Genomic DNA, 20,651 nt, shown 5'->3' on the forward strand with positions numbered 1-20,651 from the left:
GTTTCACTGATCATTTTTAGCCTTCATCGGCAGTGAGCGATATTCACCTAAAGCAAGATCTTTCAGGCTCCATTGCCCTATTTTATAACGGATTAATCTGAGTGTAGGAAAACCAATATGGGCTGTCATGCGTCGAACTTGGCGGTTTCTACCTTCAATGATACCAATCTCAAGCCAAGAGGTGGGACAATTCTTTCGCTCTCTGATGGGCGGAGTTCTTGGCCATATTTGCGGTTCATCAATACGTTTTATTGTAGCGGGTAACGTCGGGCCATCTTTGAGTGTGACGCCTTGTCTGAGCGCTTCTAATTGCTCATCAGTAGGTATGCCTTCAACCTGAGCCCAATAAACTTTAGTTGTTTTTTTATTAGGTTGCGTTATTTTGGCTTGGAGTTTTCCATCATTCGTTAGCAGTAATAAGCCTTCACTGTCTCTGTCGAGTCGTCCCGCTGCGTAAACATTTGGAATGGAAATAAAGTCTTTTAATGTTTGACGGCCAGCGTCATCGGTAAACTGACACAAGACATCAAAAGGCTTATTAAACAAGATGAGTTTAGGATCAACAACGGGTTTTTTAATGGGGCGTTGGTAGCTAGCGGCATTGACATTCGTTGCTTGACGAGGTTTTCGCTTCGCGCGTTTAAGGGAAGGAGGAAGCGTTTTATTTGTATAAGATTGTGCCACGCCGATAATCTCAGATTAATGAAAAGTGCTAATTGTACAGCTTAGTTGCCATTTCAATGAAGCGAAATTTGAATCTTACAGGGAATGCTCTATGATGGGTGTCTAAAATGTCATAGTCTTTTTTAATTTATTGTTTTAAATAGTGAGGTAAGGTGATGTCATTGAATGAGATTACCTAGCTCTGCTTTAGTCATGGATAAGAGAGAAGGGGGGATATGGACCGTTATTTTAATAATTCCAGCAGAATTCTGCATTGCGGTACATGCATAAGCCGCTTCTTTATACATGTTTAAAATCATTTTAGATATTGATTTGCATTAATTTTTTAGTTTGTCATTCAAAGTAGGATAAGATATGAACGATAAGTCAACGATCATTTACACAGAAACAGATGAAGCGCCTGCATTAGCGACTCTCTCTTTATTACCTATTATTAATACCTTTACTCAAGCGGCTGGTGTGAATGTTGAAATTCGAGATATTTCTCTTTCTGGACGCATTATTGCTAATTTTCCCAATCACTTAGCACCTGAATTAAGAATTGGGGATGCACTTGCTGAATTAGGCGAGTTAGCCACTAAACCTGAAGCGAATATCATCAAACTGCCTAATATTAGTGCCTCGATCCCTCAACTTAAAGCTTGTATAGCAGAGTTACAAGCCAAAGGTTATGATTTACCTGACTATCCTGATGAGCCTAAAAGTGCTGCTGAAGAGGCGATCAAGAAGCGTTATGATAAAATTAAGGGCAGTGCGGTAAACCCTGTATTACGTGAAGGAAACTCTGATCGTCGCGCGCCTGGTGCGGTGAAAAAATATGCGAAGAAGCATCCTCATTCTATGGGGGCTTGGTCAAGTGAGTCTAAGTCACACGTTGCCCATATGAGCGAAGGTGACTTTTTTGGTAGTGAGCAATCAGTGACTGTGTCTCAAGCAGCCAATGTGAATATTGTTCTGACGAAAAAAGATGGCTCAGAAAAAGTATTACGTGAGTCTTTGTCATTAAAGGCTGGTGAAGTGGTTGATGCTGCTGTGATGAGCCAAGCAGCATTAGTGGACTTTTATCACCGTGAAACGGCAAATGCTAAGCAAGAAGATGTGCTGCTTTCTTTGCATTTAAAAGCCACTATGATGAAAGTGTCCGATCCTATTTTATTTGGCCATGCTGTTAAAGTCTATTATGCTGATATATTTGCTAAATATGGTGAACTTTTCAATGAGTTAGGTGTTGATGTTAATAATGGTGTGGGTGATGTTTATGCGAAAATCGCCACATTGCCTGATGCCAAAAAAGCCGAAATTGAAGCGGATATTGCGGCTGTTTATGAAAAGCAAGCGCAGCTTGCTATGGTTGATTCAGACAAAGGCATTACCAATTTACATGTTCCGAGTGATGTGATTATTGATGCTTCTATGCCTGCCGCGATCCGTAGCTCGGGTCAAATGTGGGGACCTGATGGCAAGCTCAAAGACATGAAAGCCATGATCCCAGACCGTTGTTATGCCGGGGTTTACCAAGAAACTATAACATTTTGTAAAGAGCACGGTGCATTTGATCCAACCACTATGGGCAGTGTGCCTAATGTGGGACTCATGGCACAGAAAGCGGAAGAGTACGGCAGTCACGATAAAACCTTTGAAATACCTGCAGCAGGTACTGTCAATGTGATTGATAATAATGGTGATGTGCTTATGTCACACGCTGTTGAAGCCGGTGATATTTACAGAATGTGTCAAGTTAAAGATGCACCGATCCGTGATTGGGTGAAGTTAGCAGTGAATCGCGCTCGTTTATCAAACACGCCAGCTGTTTTTTGGTTAAACCCTGAACGTGCCCATGACGTACAAATGATCCAAAAAGTAAAAGCTTATTTGCAAGATCATGATACCGAGGGATTAGAATTGCATATTAAGTCACCGGTTGAAGCAACGCGCTTTACTTTAAACCGAGTGAAGGAAGGGCTTGATACCATTTCTGTAACCGGGAATGTATTACGGGATTATTTAACGGATTTGTTTCCTATTTTAGAACTTGGAACCAGTGCTAAAATGTTGTCGATTGTGCCGTTGATGAATGGTGGTGGTTTGTTTGAAACGGGTGCCGGTGGCAGTGCCCCTAAGCATGTTCAACAAGTCGAAAAAGAAGGTCACTTACGCTGGGATTCATTAGGTGAGTTTCTCGCATTAGGCGCGTCGTTAGAGCATTTAAGTCAAAGTACGGGAAATACTCAAGCTCAAGTGTTAGCTGACACCCTTGATGAAGCCATCGGCCAATTTTTAAATAGCAATAAATCTCCTTCACGTCGTGTTGGTGAGTTAGATAACCGAGGCAGTCATTTTTATTTAGGTCTGTATTGGGCTCAAGCGGTGGCAGCTCAAACTGGTGATAGTGAATTACAATCTCATTTTGCAGGTATTGCAAAAACATTAACAGAGAATGAGTCGGTTATCGTTCAAGAGTTGAATGATGCGCAAGGTGAGCCAGTGGATTTAGGTGGTTATTATCGTTTAGATAGCGCTAAGGCAACAAAAGTGATGCGTCCAAGTGCCACATTAAATGCTGTTTTTGGTTGATTTTTAGCTGCTAGGTGTTTTTAAGGCAATAAAAAAGCAGGGGCAAGCCCTGCTTTTTTTGCGTTTTATTGACTAATTAGACGGTGATATTGCAGATGCGTGCATTCCTTTCGGGCCCGCTTCTACCTCAAATGTGACAGGTTGGCCCGCTTTTAACGTTCGATAGCCCTCCATTTCAATGGTAGAATAATGTGCAAAAACGTCCTCACCACCGGCATCAGGGCAAATAAACCCAAAACCTTTGGCGTTGTTGAACCATTTTACAGTTCCGCTTGCCATACGTTCACTTCCTTCTGTTGTTTACTTACCAGTAAGATAGTAAAACCAAATTAAAGCGATGAAAAATCCAGCGCTTAGATAACAGAATGAAAGCAAAAAAAGAGAATGTCAAGACAAAATTAACAAAAAATATACAAATTTTTAAAATTTAACATTTAAAGTGTTTACCTAAGTATCGATTGAAAAAGCATCGAACAGATCGAAATAGATTGGTATATGCGATAACTAAGGGCTAAGATTGAAGCATGAGTAGAACAGAACATATCGAACACATAGAAGAAAGTGAACAGGTTGAATTTAAGCGACCTTCTATGTATTTAGTCATTTTAAATAATGACGATTACACGCCGATGGATTTTGTGATAGATGTACTGAAGCAGTTTTTCAATAAGGATGAGCAGCAAGCTACAGAGATAATGTTGGCGATTCATCATGAAGGAAAGGGAGTCTGTGGGGTTTTTCCTTTTGGTATTGCAGAAACAAAGGTAGCTCAAGTTAATCAGTTTGCAAGAGAAAATCAACATCCATTATTGTGTACTTTAGAAAAAGCCTAGTCAGTTCATAACCGTTAATTTTTAGGGGGGCTTATGCTAAACAAAGATCTTGAAATCACCTTGAATTTGGCCTTTCAACAAGCCAGGGACGCACGTCATGAGTATATGACGGTAGAACATCTCTTGTTAGCGTTAATTGATAATCCCTCAGCACAGGAAGCGTTAGTGTCTTGTGGTGCAGATCTCGATAAGCTACGAGAAGAGGTGTCTAGCTTTATACAACAAACCACGCCAATTATTGCCGATTTAGAAGAAGAGAAAGAGACACAGCCCACATTAGGTTTTCAACGAGTATTACAGCGCGCCGTGTTTCATGTGCAATCTTCTGGGCGTAACGAAGTCACAGGGGCCAATGTATTAGTGGCCATTTTTAGTGAGCAAGAATCTCAAGCCGTTTATTTACTTCGCAATAGTGCCATTACACGTCTCGATGTGGTGAATTTCATTTCCCATGGATTCTCTAAAAAAGACGATGCTCAAGAACAAGCACCCGGCATGGATCGCCTTGAAGATCAAAGCGAGGAAGAAGATCGCAGTATGCTGTCTCAGTTTACGCTCAATTTGAATCATGCCGTTGAGCAGGGGCATATTGATCCATTAATTGGACGCAGTGAAGAGATAGAACGTTCTATACAGATTTTGTGTCGTCGACGTAAGAACAATCCATTATTGGTCGGGGAAGCAGGTGTCGGTAAAACAGCGATTGCCGAAGGGCTGGCCTATCGGATTGTGAAAGAGGAAGTGCCAGAGATTATGAGTCAAGTGACAGTGTATTCTCTTGATTTAGGGGCATTATTGGCTGGAACTAAATATCGTGGTGATTTTGAAAAGCGTTTTAAGGGCTTACTTAAAGAACTTAAAAATGATCAAGATGCTATTTTATTTATTGATGAAATTCATACTATTATTGGGGCTGGTGCGGCTTCCGGTGGTGTCATGGATGCGTCCAATTTACTTAAACCTTTACTCTCTAGTGGTCACTTAAGGTGTATGGGGTCGACAACCTATCAAGAGTATCAGAGTATTTTTGAAAAAGATCATGCATTGGCCCGTCGTTTCCAAAAAATTGATATTACCGAGCCTTCTGTTGCTGAAACCACAAAAATCCTTAAAGGATTGAAATCAAAATATGAAGAACATCATGGCGTGAGATATACTCAGGCGGCGCTGAGTATTGCCGCTAAGTTATCAGACAAGCATATTAATGACAGGCAGCTTCCGGATAAGGCCATTGATGTTATTGATGAAGCTGGCGCAAAAATGGCTATGCAGCCTCAGAGTAAACGTAAAAAAACCATTGGTCAGAGTGAAATTGAGGCCATTATTGCTAAAATGGCGCGGATCCCTGAAAAGTCCGTATCCACCTCTGATAAGGAGTTATTGAAAAACCTAGAGCGTAACCTTAAGATGGTGGTGTTTGGTCAAGACAGTGCGATTGAGAGCTTGAGCGCAGCTATTCGATTATCTCGCAGTGGATTAAATGCCGAGACTAAGCCCGTTGGTAGCTTTTTATTTGCGGGACCTACCGGTGTCGGTAAAACCGAAGTGACGAGTCAACTGGCGTCATGCTTAGGCTTGAAGTTTATTCGTTTTGATATGTCAGAATATATGGAAAGTCATACCGTTTCTCGTTTAATTGGCGCACCACCAGGCTATGTGGGTTATGATCAAGGTGGCTTGTTAACAGATGAGGTCATAAAACATCCCCACAGTGTTGTGTTGCTTGATGAGATTGAAAAAGCGCACTCGGATGTTTACAACTTACTGCTGCAAGTCATGGATCATGGGACATTAACCGATAACAATGGGCGTAAAGCTGATTTTAGGCATGTGACCTTAGTGATGACTACCAATGCAGGTGTGAGGGAAACGATCCGTAAGTCTGTGGGCTTTAAGCAGCAAGATCATAGTGAAGATGCCATGTCTGAAATTAATAAACTCTTTTCACCTGAATTTCGCAATCGTTTAGATTCCATTATTTGGTTTAATCATTTAGATATGACAGTGATAGCGAAAGTGGTTGATAAATTCCTTGTTGAGCTACAAGCACAACTTGATGAGAAAGGGGTGAGCTTAGAAGTGAGTGACGAAGCCTTAACTTGGCTAGCTGAAAAAGGTTATGATAAAAGTATGGGGGCAAGGCCAATGTCTCGTGTTGTCACCGAATCTATCAAAAGACCACTGGCAGACGAAATTTTATTTGGTCAGTTAGAAAAAGGTGGTGTTGCTCATGTGGATGTTAAAGAGGGTGATATTGTGATACATACGCAGTCGCTTGAAAAAGTCACCCATTAATATTTTTTGCCATAAAATGAATAAAAAAGCCGAGATATTCATATCTCGGCTTTTTTGTATGCAATAAATCGTTTAGGACTAACTTTAGCGTGAACGGAAGACGATGCGTCCTTTGCTCAAATCATATGGGGTTAGTTGAACGGTAACCTTATCACCCGTCAGAATACGGATGTAATTCTTACGCATTTTACCTGAGATGTGTGCAGTCACGACATGACCATTTTCTAGTTCTACTCGAAACATTGTATTTGGTAAGGTTTCAAGGATCGTCCCTTGCATCTCAATGTTGTCTTCTTTCGCCATTAATCAGTTATCCTGTTAGCCTTCAAATGATAAAAACGCAAGCATGATGCCGGAATTCAGGGCTCCTGTAAAGAAAAGTTCCCTCGAAAGCTGAGAATCTCTTATTAAAGGAGGGTTATTTATGGTTTAGGATTTGAAGGAACGGCAGGAAGCCAGCCTGACGAAGTGAGGATTTGGTGGGGATTGTAGTTGCGTTTATAGGCCATTTTTCTAGATTCATCAATTTGATAGCCTAAATATAAAAATTCTTTCTGCATCATTTTAGCAATACGGCATTGTAACAAAATAAGAAAACTGCCTAATGACCGTTTATGCTCTTCTGGTTCAAAGAAGCTGTAAATTGCTGAAAAACTGTTTGGTAAAATGTCGGTGACGGCGACACCAATGAGTCGACTCTCTAAAGTCAATTCTATTAACATAGGTGATAACCAATTTGCAGCAATAAAATTATGATATTGCTCTGGTGAAGGTGGATACATGCCACCATCACGATGGCGTTCATTAATATACCGCTCATATAAGGCATAGTGCGCTTTAGTATGATGATCCACAATTTTCCAAGTGACGTCTTTATTATGATTGAGTGTTCGCTTATGTCTTTTTGAGGGAGTGAAGTAATTGACAGGGATACGTATGGGTAAACAGGCATGGCAGTGAGGACAATCAGGCCTGTAAATGGTGCTCCCACTGCGTCTAAAGCCTAAAGATAACAGTTGTTCAAATAAGCTTGGATTGAGCCCTTGTTCTTGTATTACCAGCAATTGCTCCATTTCTTCACTGAGATAGCTGCAATTGAAAGTTTGGGTTTTTCCTACGGAAAACTTTTGTGCTTTAGAGCTCAACTGACACCTCTTTAGACTTCCAACAATGGCTTGCGACAGCTTTATCTCTTAATTGTACCAGCTGGTGCATAAATTGGTTGCGTGAAACAGCTTGAGCGCCCATAGAAGTTAAATGTGGATTAACCAGTTGCGTATCAATCAGGGTGAAATTAGCGTTTAATAAATGCTGCTGTAAGCAAACCATTGCGGCTTTTGATGCATTGGTTTCGATATGGAACATGGATTCACCACAAAAAACTTGACCGACAGCAATGCCGTATAAACCTCCTATGAGTCTATTTCCATTCCATACTTCAATGGAATGGGCTTTTTCTTGTTGATGCAAAGCGGTGTAAGCGGCTTGAATATCACGTGTGATCCAAGTGCCCTCTTGCGCTTTTCTCGGCATGGCACATGCGTGAATGACATGCTCAAATGCACGGTTAATGCTATAATGCCAATCTTGTTTTTTGAGATATTTACGCAGGCTTCGGCTAATCTTGAGTTGGCCAACGGGAATAATAGCGCGAGGATCCGGTGACCACCATAAAATGGGATCATTGTCATTAAACCAAGGAAAAATGCCGTTGTAATAGGCATTAAGTAAGCGTTGAGGTTTTAAGTCTCCTCCGACAGCTAGCAAACCATTAGGTTCAGTTAAAGCCTGATCTGTTGGAGGAAAGGCTTGCTGTTCATTATTTAAATAGGACAGAGTGTTCAAATTGGGTATTATTAATGCTACTGACTACCTATTAAGTTAGCGGAAAAATCCATATGTTGAAACCTAATCTTAGCTGGGCATGTATTCTTTTATTGTTAACAGCTACTTTTCCTGTGCTGGCAGCTTATGAGCGTAATCAAGCTGTTCCTGTTGAAAAAGTGGAATATGGGCAAGTCATTTCTGTCAGAAATATTACTCAAAAACAATTAATTGAAGATCAGAATCGAGGTTGGAAAACCTTTGGAGGCGCCCTAGTTGGTGGAGTGATTGGTCATCAATTTGGTGGTGGAAGCGGCCAAACGGTTGCCACTATTTTAGGTGCTCTGGTCGGAGCAGGTGTCGGCAATAATCTTGGCAATAGTGATTACTATCAACAAACGGCTTTAGTTGAGTTGATGATAAAACAAGATAATGGCCAAGAAATTATGATCCTGCAAGACAGAGATCCCAATATGATTTTTAATGTTAATGATGAAGTTAGGGTGGTTTATTTACAAGGATCCGTAAGAGTGGATATGGCGATGTAACGGATATTGACTCATTTTTTCATCATTTAATAAATAGGAATTCATGCTCTTTTAGTGCCATCATTAAGACGAGCAGGGTTCTAATTAGCTTTAAATAACAATATCTTTTTTATTTTAGTATCAATTAAGAGTTAACGCACTATAAAATAAGAGTAAATATACTTCTCATTCACTGCTATTATTTTAATGGGTGTCGGCAACTTAGTTTGTTGGATATCCATAAAAATAATAAATCAAACATAATACAAGGAAGAAAAACATTATTCTCTCATGACTCTAAGGTAGAGTTTTGTGTCAGTTTGGTCTTTTTTAGTATGTATATAAATGATAATTATGATTTTGATTTTGCATAATAAAAAACAAATAAACTGAAATTTCAAAATGTACAAATAATAAGTGTATACATACTTTTCCCTTCTTTTTATAAGATTCTATTTTGTCATTTTCCAGGGCCTGTTGATCTTTTGTGGTTAAATTATGTCCGAGATAAACGTGTTTTAATCGCGACGGGAGGGATGAAGCCTAGTGATCTAAGCCCTCTTTCTTTAACGAAGAGGCTCCCAACAAAGAGTAAAACACGTTTAGCCGGATCCTACGGACAGCGTTTGTGGCTCCTTTCTACGGCGTTATCGCTTGTTTATGTAGAATAACTACAACACGCAAGCTCTGCCTTGTATAAAGAACCCACAAAATGCTGCAGAAATCATCACCAAAGATAAACAGGCCCTAATACTATTATTCTTCATTTTATATTTTTCAATTTAATTTTCATTATTAATCAATGGATTAAATAATTAGGCTAATTATTTAGTATTAGTTGCTATTCAATTAATGCCTGTTTGTCTTCATTAGTATTAGTGAAGGTATTAGCTAAGTATGATTTTAAGTATTAAATAAAGGTTTTTATATGGTTATTAATTTGTGATCATTTATAGTCATCAAGTCTTCTCACTTGGACTTGGATGGTTTGATTGATAGAGACAGTAATGGGCAGTAATGTGCTTCGCGTATTCTTGTACTTAAACCTCGAGTGAAGGGCTATTTATTTGTAATAACTTAAAGTCTCAATATTGATATTGAAGTCATTTGGCAAAGTGTAAACGTTAATTTCTAATCCATTGGTGAATCCATTTAACGATTAAATCGTTGATGATGATTGGAGAGTAGTAATGAAATCGAATAATGAGATTAAACAATCCGTTAATCAGGATGATCCACGATTAAATAAACGTTTAAAAGACTCACCTATCGCCATTGTCGGAATGGCTAACTTATTTCCGCACGCTCGTTATTTAGAGCAATTTTGGGATCTGATCAGTGACAAAGTGAATGCGATCACTGATGTACCTGACACTCATTGGAATGTTGATGATTATTTCGATACAAATCAAAAAAGACCAGATAAAAGTTATTGCAAGCGAGGAGGTTTTTTACCTGAAGTCGATTTTAATCCTATGGAGTTTGGCTTACCCCCTAATATTTTAGAATTAACCGATACGTCTCAACTTCTCTCTTTACTGGTTGCGAAAGAATTGTTGGCTGACGCTCAAGTTCATGATGAAGACAGTAGGGAGCATATTGGTATTGCCCTTGGTGTCGGTGGAGGGCAGAAGATCGTTCACAGTTTAACCGCGCGTTTGCAATATCCTCTTCTTAGAAAAGTCTTTAAGCATAGTGGGATCAGTGATGATGATAGTGAGATGCTGATCAAAAAATTTCAAGATCAGTATATTCATTGGGAAGAAAATTCCTTTCCAGGATCATTAGGGAACGTTATCGCTGGTCGTATTGCTAATCGCTTTAATTTAGGTGGAATGAACTGCGTTGTGGATGCTGCCTGTGCGGGTTCATTAGCAGCGATGAGAATGGCAATCAGTGAACTGGTTGATGGCCGAAGTGAAATGATGATAACTGGAGGAGTGTGCACTGATAATTCGCCTTCTATGTATATGAGTTTTTCTAAAACCCCCGCTTTTACGACGCAAGAGGTGATCCAGCCTTTTGATATTGAATCTAAAGGTATGATGATAGGTGAAGGTATTGGTATGGTCGCCTTGAAACGACTTGAGGATGCACAAAGGGATGATAATCGAATATATGCAGTGATCAAGGGCATAGGCTCTTCATCAGATGGAAAATTTAAAAGTATTTATGCTCCACGTTCAGAAGGACAAGCTATGGCGCTAAAGCGTGCTTATGATGATGCAGGTATACTTCCTCACAGTGTGGGGTTGGTTGAAGCACATGGCACGGGGACCGCGGCTGGTGATGTAGCTGAGTTTGAAGGATTAAAGCGTGTTTTTGAAGAATATTCTGACGGTTTACAACATATTGCTCTTGGATCGGTCAAATCTCAAATTGGGCATACTAAAGCAACGGCGGGAACGGCGGGGTTGATGAAAGCGGCGTTAGCTTTACACCATAAAGTCTTGCCTGCCACTATCAATGTTTCTCAGCCGAACCCTAAACTGAATATTTTCGCATCGCCTTTTTACCTCAATACAGAAACGCGACCTTGGTTTCGCAAAGATGAGACGACTCCGCGTCGAGCGGGGATCAGTTCTTTTGGGTTTGGTGGCACAAATTTTCATTTTGTTTTAGAAGAATATTGTGCTGAACATCAACGTCAACAATCACATACTCAATATCGTTGTCGTCAGGTTGCTGCGACTTTCTTATTTAGCCAAGCAACAAAAGAAAAGCTCATTCAATTATTGAATGAAACTCAACAGACGTGCCAAGAAAATCGCCAAACTTTTGATGATATTGCTGCGACCCATGGTTTAAGGGAATTAAATTATAGTGAACCGCGATTGGGATTCGTCGCAAGAAATAACGCTGAACTTGACGCTGCGATTACTCAAGCCTTAACCATGTTTAAGAATAATGACGCGGATAATTGGCAAGGGATGGGAGGAATGCAGTATCGCTCTCAAGCTTTAGTCAACTCAAGCAATAACAGCAAGAAGGTTGCTGCTTTATTTGCGGGACAAGGGAGTCAGTATTTAAATATGGGGCGTGAATTAGCGTGCCACTTTCCAGAGATCAGAACGCATTTCTCTTATGCTGATCGAGTGTTTCATCAACATGGTAAATCACTTCTCTCTGAGCAAGTGTATCCTAAACCTGTTTTTGAGCTATCTGAAGTGAAACAGCAAGAAAAGTGTTTAACCAATACACTCAATGCACAAAGTGCGATTGGTGCGCTTTCTTTAGGTCAATATGAATTGATGCAAGCTGCAGGTTTTGAAGCCGATATGTTTGCTGGCCATAGTTTTGGTGAGTTGACGGCATTGTGTGCGGCAGGAGTGATAGAGCAAACCGATTATTACCAGTTAGCTTATGCTCGTGGTGAGGCAATGGCAAGTAAAGCCTGTGACACTGAAGATAAAGGTGTGATGAGTGCTGTGGTGATCAAATCGGGCTTATCGATAGCGCAACTTGAATCTTGCTTAGCTGATTTCAATGATGTCAGTATTGCCAATTATAATTCTCCCACTCAAGTTGTGATAGCAGGATCCAGTGATGGCGTTGACAAAGCCAGTCAGGCTTTAAAGGCATTAGGGTTTAGTATTATTGGCTTGCCTGTTTCAGCGGCTTTTCATACTCAATTGGTGAGTCATGCTCAGAAGCCATTTGGTCGCGCCATTGATAAAGCGGTATTTTCATCTCCTGAAAAAACCATTTACAGTAATGTATCGGGTGAGCAATATGTTAACGAGGGAGAGCAGATTAAAAATAGCTTTAAGATGCATATGCTTCAATCGGTTCATTTCAGTCAACAAATATTAAATATGTATGAGGCTGGTGCGCGTATATTTGTTGAGTTTGGCCCTAAAAACATTCTTCAAAAATTAGTTAAAGAAACATTAGCCGATAAGGCTGAAGATGTTTGCTTGATCAGTATGAACGGCGAGGCAAAGGGAAACAGTGATACACAATTAAGGTCTGCCGCGGTGAATATGGCTGTTGCCGGTCTGCCCATCATTGAATTGGATCCTTATCAAAGACCCAAACGAAAGCCTGAAAAATTAACTCCTATGCATGTCAAATTAACGGCAGCAAATTATATTAGTCAAGCGACGCAAGAAAAGATGATGCAATCTTTACAGTCGGGTAAAGTCTCTTTTTCAGTGGTTCCTAGTGAAATCAAAGAACCTAGTGACATTAAAGAAGGTGTTGCTGATATTGAAAGCAAGCCTCGGCTTGATGACGAAAAAGTGTTAGTAGAGTCAGCATTAAGCACTGTTAATTCACACAATAATCAAGCCACTAAAGAGACTGAGTTAAAGTCTCAAGAGACACCCAATACTGAGGCGTTATTGTTATCACAGGAGCGAATGTTAGCGATCCACAAGGCTTTTATGGCCATACCGAAACAATATAATGAGACGGTCACTCAGTTAATGGCGGAGCAGAATGCGTTAACTGAAAAAGGGGGACAGATCTCACCAGAATTACAAAAAACGTTAGACAGCTACCATCAAGAACATGCTAATACGTTAAAGCAACACGAACAATATTTAGCATTACAAGAACAAGCATATCGTCAACTACGTCAACCACATCAGCCACGTCAACTACGTCAATCTTCAATGTTAGTGCAAGAAGGTGTATCTCCTACGGTCACAGAAAAAATAGAGTCAAATAAAGGTGATAGTAAAAGCGATAACCAAATGATATCGGCGAATAACATCGAGCCTCTTCAAGAGCAAGCGGATAACGTTAATATGAGTAATGAGCTTGAGGTCTTAATGTTGCAAGTGGTGGCAGAAAAAACCGGTTATCCAACGGAAATGCTCGCCCTTGATATGGACATGGAAGCGGATTTAGGCATAGATTCCATCAAGCGTGTTGAAATCTTAGGAACAGTGCAGACCCAAGCACAATCCCTGCCGGAATTGAACCCCGAGGAAATGGCAGAGTGCCGTACTCTAGGGGATATCGTCAGTTACCTTAATGCCCAGCTCTCTGAGCAAGGAATCGAACAAGTATTGGAGCAAGACAGTGAACAGCTGCCCTCAACTCAAGACGATGGTGATACAGTGCCTGATAATGTATCTACCTCTTTGGATGATAATGTATCAATGGAATCGGTTGTTGAGGCTATTTATGATGCCAATCAAAGTACTTTCAAAGATGAGCTTGTAGCGACCAATACCGCGGCACCCACAGCTGAAACTGATAAGGCTGGAAAGAGTGTAATAGCTGAGCAAGACTTACAGGCCTTAATGTTGCAAGTGGTGGCAGAAAAAACCGGTTATCCAACGGAAATGCTTGACCTTGATATGGACTTGGAAGCGGATTTAGGCATAGATTCCATCAAGCGTGTTGAAATCTTAGGGACAGTGCAGACTCAAGCAACATCTCTACCTGAGTTGAACCCCGAGGAAATGGCAGAATGCCGCACTCTAGGGGATATCGTCATTTATCTTAATGCCCAGCTCTCTGAGCAAGGAATCGAACCAGTATTGGAGCAAGACAGTGAACAGCTGCCCTCAACTCAAGATGAGCTTGTAGCGGCCAATACTGCGACATCTCAGACCGTTAAGGCTGGAAAGGCTGAAATAGCTGAGCAAGACTTACAGGCCTTAATGTTGCAAGTGGTGGCAGAAAAAACTGGTTATCCTGCTGAAATGCTCGCCCTTGATATGGACATGGAAGCAGATTTGGGCATAGATTCCATCAAGCGTGTTGAAATCTTAGGAACAGTGCAGACCCAAGCACAATCCCTGCCGGAATTGAACCCCGAGGAAATGGCAGAGTGCCGTACTCTAGGGGATATCGTCAGTTACCTTAATGCCCAGCTCTCTGAGCAAGGAATCGAACAAGTATTGGAGCAAGACAGTGAACAGCTGCCCTCAACTCAAGACGATGGTGATACAGTGCCTGATAATGTATCTACTTCTTTGGATGATAATGTATCAATGGAATCGGTTGTTGAGGCTATTTATGATGCCAATCAAAGTACTTTCAAAGATGAGCTTGTAGCGACCAATACCGCGGCACCCACAGCTGAAACTGATAAGGCTGGAAAGAGTGTAATAGCTGAGCAAGACTTACAGGCCTTAATGTTGCAAGTGGTGGCAGAAAAAACCGGTTATCCAACGGAAATGCTCGCCCTTGATATGGACTTGGAAGCGGATTTAGGCATAGATTCCATCAAGCGTGTTGAAATCTTAGGGACAGTGCAGACTCAAGCAACATCTCTACCTGAGTTGAACCCCGAGGAAATGGCAGAATGCCGCACTCTAGGGGATATCGTCATTTATCTTAATGCCCAGCTTTCTGAGCAAGGAATTGAACCAGTACTGGAGCAAGACTGTGATCAGCTGCCTTCAACGCAAGATGATGGTGATACAGTGCCTAATAATGTATCTACCTCTTTGGATGATAATGTATCAATGGAGTCGGTTGTTGAGGCTATTTATGATGCCAATCAAAGCACTGCAAAAGATGAGCCTGTAGCGGCCAATACCGCGGCACCTCAGACCGATAAGGCTGTAAAGGGTGAAATAGCGGAGCAAGACTTACAGGCCTTAATGTTGCAAGTGGTGGCAGAAAAAACCGGTTATCCTGCTGAAATGCTCGCCCTTGATATGGACATGGAAGCGGATTTAGGCATAGATTCCATCAAGCGTGTTGAAATCTTAGGAACAGTGCAGACCCAAGCAACATCCCTGCCGGAATTGAATCCAGAGGAAATGGCTGAGTGTCGTACTCTGGGTGAGATAGTGACTTATTTAACAGAGCAATTATCTTCCCTGTCAGTCAAGGTTGATCAACCCAAGTGTGGGCAAAAGCATAATACAGAGCCGAACATGTTGTCTGCAAACACAGCAAACATATCATCAGAGGATGCACAGACCCTGACTTTACCTAAGCACAGTGATGTTGCGCTGACAGCTTTGCCTGCATTGGCTTGTAAAAATTTGGGTGCTTATCCGCAAAATGCCTGCATTATTATTGTTGACGATGGATATAATGCTGGTGAATTGGCCGCAGTATTGCGTGCTCAACAATTGCAAGTGGCTGTGATCCGGTTACTTAAAGGGGAGCAGCAATCATTGTTAAGCGCTGAGGTAGAGAGTTTTCAGCCTCAAGGTGATGATGAAGCAGCATTCAAGGATACGCTAGATCAAATTTATCACACCTTCCCTCATATTGCCGGGTTTATTTATTTACAACCAAATAGCAGTGTAGCGCAACAGACTGAGCAGATGATCACTACCTTGAATACGAAAAGCCTAGCTTATGTTAAGCAGGCCTTTTTGTGGGCAAAATTACTTCAACCTAGGTTAACACAGGTAAAGGCACAAGCTAGGCATTGTTTCATAACGGTTAGTCGACTCGATGGTGGTTTTGGATTTGTGGATCGGGATGAGTTTAAGACTGCCGAATTAAATCAGTCAGGATTAACAGGATTAACTAAAACCTTAGCCCATGAATGGCCTAGCGTTTTTTGTAAAGCCTTGGATATCACACCTAAAATCAATGGTCATGAATTTGCTCAGGCGATATTACTTGAATTATGTGAGCAAGATCAAATTCATGTGGATATAGGGATCACGCCAAGCGCTCGAACCACATTAACATTGGCATCTGGTGTTCAACCAACAGCATCTTCAACTAATGTTAGCTATAAGCCTGCCGTAGCTTTAACTTGTGATGATGTGTTTTTAGTTACAGGTGGGGCGAAAGGGGTGACTAAATGTTGTGCGTTAAGATTGGCGGAAAAAACCAAAGCGCATTTTATATTAGCGGGTCGCAGTGAGTTCTTAAAAAGTGAAGATCGACCACAATGGGCGTTGAATAAAGCGCTTGATGAGCTTCAAAGTGCAGCCATAACTTATGTGAAAGCTCAAGGCATTCCAATGACGCCAATGGAGGTGGAAAAATTAATCGCGCCAGTAAAAAACAGCTTACTTATCGATGAGGCATTAATGGCATTTCATGCAGTAGGCGCTAGTGCGGAATACATGACTATGAATGTGATCGATGCTGACTCCGTTAAACAGGCCTTAACACTGTGGTCAGAGAAACAGAGGTCAGCGAAACAGAGTTTGAAAGGAGGTAAATCAACTCAATATCGACATGGTATTAGTGGTGTCATTCATGGTGCGGGTGTGATTGCCGATAATTATATTCAAAATAAATCTCTCGATGAATTTGAGTGTGTTTATCAAACAAAGATCATTGGCTTTGAACATATCATGAATACATTGGATATGTCTCGTTTGAAAGTGATTGCGTTATTTTCATCATCGTCAGCATTTTATGGTAATGAAGCACAAAGTGATTATAGTGCCTCAAATGAAATATTGAATAAGTTGGCGTTGCAATTGTCAATTAATCACCCTGAATTGAAAATCATGAGTTTTGGTTGGGGTCCTTGGGATGGAGGCATGGTGACAGATGCAATAAAAGCCCTCTTTCTTGGGCGAGGAGTTGATATCATTCCCTTGAATACGGGTGCTGAACTATTTACTCGACAGCTTTTATCTTCTAATGCGGTACAGTTAATTATTGGTAGTGACATTCATTACACAGAAAAAACATCTGCTCAAATAAAAGGTACCTCATTGATACCAAATGAGAGTAATACCACTTTTGTTCAAAACATTGCCACTGTGACTAAAGACGTTATTCTGACTCGTCGACTAAATTTACAAACCTTACCTGTCCTACATGATCATTGTATTGGTGGCAATCCAGTATTACCCGCTGTCTTTGGGATTCAATGGATGCGGGAGGCGGCGATGTCTACCTGCGGTTTAGCATTTAATGACGACAGTAAAGTGCAAGTAAAAGTAGAAGAATATCAGTTACTTAAAGGTGTTATTTTTGATTTTTTTGAAGATCAAGTATTAAGGTTGGTATTGAAGCCAGAAGAAAGGATTGTCGATCAATGCCAAGTGTTTTTTGCTCGTTTATATTGTAATGATAAACCTCAATCTACGGCGCGTTTAACTGTTTTTGTTAATGACAAATCACAGGTGATGGGTCTGCCTTCTTTGGCTGATAAGGCAGGCTTAGAACTTGGAAATAAAATTGATGATGCATTAACTGACAATTATTTGTACAACAGAGGTGTATTATTTCATGGTCCTAGACTGCAAGGAATAACAGCTATTGAGCAGATCACTGACACTTCTTTGCAGGCCTTATGTCAGTTGCCCAATGTGGCGCTTCAAGATTGTGGTTATTTCAAACCTTGTGATCAATGGGGAGGCTGCCAGCCTTATGCAGAAGATCTGCTATTACAGGCGATGTTAATTTGGGCGCGGTATCAATATGATGCTGCTAGTTTACCGACCAGCATTGAAGAGCTGATGGTTTATAAACCGCTTCGTTTAGGTGAAAAAGGGATTTTACAGTTAGAAGTGAGCGAGCATGAGCCTCATCGATTAAAAGCCAACGTGTTTTTGTATCATCAAAGTGGTGAGCTTAGCGTTAGCATGAAAGGGGCGGTGGTGACCATCAGTGACAGTTTAAATGAAGCCTTCTTGTTTAACAGAATTAAAGAGCACTACGCTTGTCCTGATTTGCTAGTGTCCGGTGGAGTATCGATTGTTGGAGGGGAGCGCTCATGAATCATTTACATAGTGGCTCAAATGGCGTTAAACCAGCCAATAGTGCATTGCGAATTGCCCTTTTTATTCAATCAAAGCATAACACCTTTGATAGGACAAGTACTCAGGCATTTGAATTATTACCTCAGCAGCCAATTGAGGTGGAAAGTATTCAAGTGAGAGAGTTTGAGCAAACATTGGCATTAGCCATTAACTTAATTAGCAAGGGAAAGGCCGTTAAGTTATACACGCCTCATTTTTGTGTATTAATGTTATCAGCGTTTACGGCGGCCCAGTTTAAATGGCATCCTCATGCTTTATTGTCAGCATTTCAGATAGATAAATCGCTTTCGACTCAGCTTACTTATGAGGTGGAACAGCGAGCGATGGCCCAAGTAAGAGGTAAGCAATATCATAGTGAAATAAAAAAAGTCACATATACTCAACTCAGTGAAGTGAAAAAGTATGAATGTTTTTGTCAATGGATCATTAATTTAATGAATCGTACATTGACTACAGAAACTCAATCTCACTTTTGGTTTAGATCGCCGTTTAAGCCGCGTATTATCGCGATGAATTTTTATCAAAAAATGAGCTCGCCTGCCGATGCGCAATCGAGCTGCATTATTTTAACTCAAGGAACCTATCAAGTACCAGCAAAGCCGTTAGTGCATGCTGAGCGATTATTTTTTGTTTTTGCGGGCAACGTGATTAGTGAAATACAGCAAGCATTGCTTGTGTTGAAAAAAGCCTTGTTGTTAGCAGATCCTTGTTTGCTCACTTTGATGAAGGACAGTCTTAGCCGTTATCTCGAAAAAGGCCAAGATAAGCCCTTAGCATTAGTGATCCAGGCGACATCAATTGGTGAATTAAACAAAGAAATTGATAGCGCTTTTAAAGCATTACCAGAAGTGATGCTATTAAAAAAACATTATAAAACGCCACTGGGCAGTTATTTCATTCCTACACCATTACATGCAGATGGGTTGACCTTTGTGTATCCAGGCATAGGTACTGTATACGATAAAATGATTAGTCATTTACATGCTTATTTTCCTCAACTTTATAAAAAATTAGAGCATGAAGGGGATTTAAGCGCGGCTTTGCAATCAGATAAAATTTATCAGGACATAGAGCTTAAGAACGTGTCTTTTAATAATACAAGCAAGGTGTCTAACTTGGATAAATTAATCCATATACGTCAAAGTAGTGCTGATGAAAAAGGGATGAACTTAGTTGAGCAGGCGATATCCGGTGTCGGTTGCAGTTATGTATTCACTAAATTATTGACAGATGTGTTTGAATTGGAACCTAAGTTTGCCATGGGATACTCCATGGGGGAAATTGCGATGTGGACGTGTTTGGGTGTATGGAAAAACCCATATGAGATGATAGAGGAAACAGCCGCAACACAGTTATTTACCTCTATGGTATCCGGTAATATGCATGCTGTTAGACAAGCTTGGGGGTTGAGTGAGAATGGATCAGGATCACAGAACGACATCGATGAAGAGCGAGTACAAAAAGAAGATATTCATGAAGATCGAGTGCAATGGAGTAGTTATTTATTAAGAAAGCCATCTTGTGAATTAAATGAAATGATTAAAGATTTTCCTCGTGTGTATCTAGCCATAGATCAAGGTGAAACATGCATTATTTCTGGTTGTGATGAGAGTTGTAAAGCATTCATTGCTGCATTAGGCACAAAGGCCATTACAAGTTCAGGTGTATCAGCATTACATACCGATCCAGCGATGTTGGTGCATAAGGAGGTTTATGATTTGTATCTACGCCCCATTAACGGGTTTAAGCAAGACATTTTAGCACCAGCTGGTTTAATTACGGATTCAATGGCATTTCGTCGTGTGGATCCCACGCAAATTACTTTTATTAGTTCACAATTAAAGAATGGAATACATTATCACCATAACCCTTTTTGTGAAAAGAAAATTGCTAAATCTGTGGCCGATAACTTGTGTTTCCCATTGGACTTTCCCAAACATTTGAAAAATGCAAGACGACATGGGGCTAAGTTATTTGTTGAGGTGGGGGCTGATAAGCAAAATACCACCTTAATTAATCGTATTAATCGAAAGGATAAGTGTGAAGATAAATACGATGCGGTTGAAGCCAATAATGCATCAAAAGATGATATTCAAACTCTTTTACATCTTATCACTCGATTGATTTGCCATCGAGTACCGATGAACTTAGCGTGTTTCATAAGCAGTATTGAGCGAGCCATTGCTGCGGATCCTAAGGTCGCTGCCAGAACATCGCCAACAGTACGAGTGCAGCAAAGATAACCTTGATTTTTGTTG

General features: G+C 40.7%; 11 protein-coding genes. 6 read left to right on the forward strand and 5 right to left on the reverse strand.

Annotated elements, in window-relative coordinates; all coding sequences use genetic code 11:
* Positions 1-3: 3 nt before the first annotated feature.
* Positions 4-684, reverse strand: a complete 681-nt coding sequence (rluE, locus tag Q0791_RS12170) for a 23S rRNA pseudouridine(2457) synthase RluE (protein ID WP_299006593.1) — start codon at positions 682-684, stop codon at positions 4-6.
* Positions 685-1,038: 354 nt separating this feature from the next.
* Here rluE and Q0791_RS12175 point away from each other — a divergent pair, with 354 nt between their 5' ends.
* Entirely contained in the window at positions 1,039-3,258 is a 2,220-nt protein-coding gene (locus tag Q0791_RS12175; protein ID WP_299006594.1) for an NADP-dependent isocitrate dehydrogenase, read from the forward strand.
* A 72-nt stretch (positions 3,259-3,330) separates the two neighbouring features.
* Here Q0791_RS12175 and cspD read toward each other — a convergent pair whose 3' ends face one another.
* Positions 3,331-3,537: a cold shock domain-containing protein CspD gene (gene cspD, locus Q0791_RS12180; protein ID WP_248942196.1), complete on the reverse strand. Its 207-nt coding sequence runs from the start codon at positions 3,535-3,537 to the stop codon at positions 3,331-3,333.
* Positions 3,538-3,782: 245 nt separating this feature from the next.
* On the opposite strand from cspD, the gene clpS reads away from it, so the two are divergent.
* Positions 3,783-4,091, forward strand: coding sequence for an ATP-dependent Clp protease adapter ClpS (clpS, locus tag Q0791_RS12185; protein WP_299006596.1), 309 nt, complete (start codon positions 3,783-3,785; stop codon positions 4,089-4,091).
* A 33-nt stretch (positions 4,092-4,124) separates the two neighbouring features.
* Entirely contained in the window at positions 4,125-6,386 is a 2,262-nt protein-coding gene (gene clpA, locus Q0791_RS12190; protein WP_299006598.1) for an ATP-dependent Clp protease ATP-binding subunit ClpA, read from the forward strand.
* 84 nt (positions 6,387-6,470) lie between these two features.
* Here clpA and infA read toward each other — a convergent pair whose 3' ends face one another.
* From infA to aat, 3 genes are all read right to left on the reverse strand, one after another.
* Positions 6,471-6,689: a translation initiation factor IF-1 gene (gene infA / locus Q0791_RS12195; RefSeq protein WP_005500725.1), complete on the reverse strand. Its 219-nt coding sequence runs from the start codon at positions 6,687-6,689 to the stop codon at positions 6,471-6,473.
* A gap of 119 nt (positions 6,690-6,808) precedes the next feature.
* Entirely contained in the window at positions 6,809-7,531 is a 723-nt protein-coding gene (locus Q0791_RS12200) for an arginyltransferase (RefSeq protein ID WP_299006601.1), read from the reverse strand.
* Positions 7,521-8,231 (reverse strand): leucyl/phenylalanyl-tRNA--protein transferase, encoded by a 711-nt coding sequence (gene aat / locus Q0791_RS12205; protein ID WP_299006604.1) that lies wholly within the window; start codon positions 8,229-8,231, stop codon positions 7,521-7,523. Before aat ends, Q0791_RS12200 begins: the two co-directional genes overlap by 11 nt.
* Positions 8,232-8,284: 53 nt before the next feature.
* On the opposite strand from aat, the gene Q0791_RS12210 reads away from it, so the two are divergent.
* The 3 genes from Q0791_RS12210 (at position 8,285) to Q0791_RS12220 (ending at position 20,636) form a co-directional block, all read left to right on the forward strand.
* Entirely contained in the window at positions 8,285-8,758 is a 474-nt protein-coding gene (locus Q0791_RS12210) for a glycine zipper 2TM domain-containing protein (RefSeq protein WP_299006607.1), read from the forward strand.
* 1,169 nt (positions 8,759-9,927) lie between these two features.
* Positions 9,928-18,351, forward strand: coding sequence for a type I polyketide synthase (locus Q0791_RS12215; RefSeq protein ID WP_299006610.1), 8,424 nt, complete (start codon positions 9,928-9,930; stop codon positions 18,349-18,351).
* Positions 18,348-20,636: a PfaB family protein gene (locus Q0791_RS12220; RefSeq protein ID WP_299006613.1), complete on the forward strand. Its 2,289-nt coding sequence runs from the start codon at positions 18,348-18,350 to the stop codon at positions 20,634-20,636. The genes Q0791_RS12215 and Q0791_RS12220 overlap by 4 nt, the downstream gene beginning before the upstream one ends.
* Positions 20,637-20,651: the final 15 nt, after the last annotated feature.

Source organism: uncultured Shewanella sp. (assembly GCF_947495455.1).
In the GTDB taxonomy this organism is placed as follows: domain Bacteria; phylum Pseudomonadota; class Gammaproteobacteria; order Enterobacterales; family Shewanellaceae; genus Shewanella.

Coding starts and splice junctions, on each gene's coding strand:
- Q0791_RS12175 (WP_299006594.1), top strand. CDS start 1,039: ATGAACGATAAGTCAACGATCATTTACACAGAAACAGATGAAGCGCCT.
- cspD (WP_248942196.1), bottom strand. CDS start 3,537: ATGGCAAGCGGAACTGTAAAATGGTTCAACAACGCCAAAGGTTTTGGG.
- clpS (WP_299006596.1), top strand. CDS start 3,783: ATGAGTAGAACAGAACATATCGAACACATAGAAGAAAGTGAACAGGTT.
- clpA (WP_299006598.1), top strand. CDS start 4,125: ATGCTAAACAAAGATCTTGAAATCACCTTGAATTTGGCCTTTCAACAA.
- infA (WP_005500725.1), bottom strand. CDS start 6,689: ATGGCGAAAGAAGACAACATTGAGATGCAAGGGACGATCCTTGAAACC.
- Q0791_RS12210 (WP_299006607.1), top strand. CDS start 8,285: ATGTTGAAACCTAATCTTAGCTGGGCATGTATTCTTTTATTGTTAACA.
- Q0791_RS12215 (WP_299006610.1), top strand. CDS start 9,928: ATGAAATCGAATAATGAGATTAAACAATCCGTTAATCAGGATGATCCA.
- Q0791_RS12220 (WP_299006613.1), top strand. CDS start 18,348: ATGAATCATTTACATAGTGGCTCAAATGGCGTTAAACCAGCCAATAGT.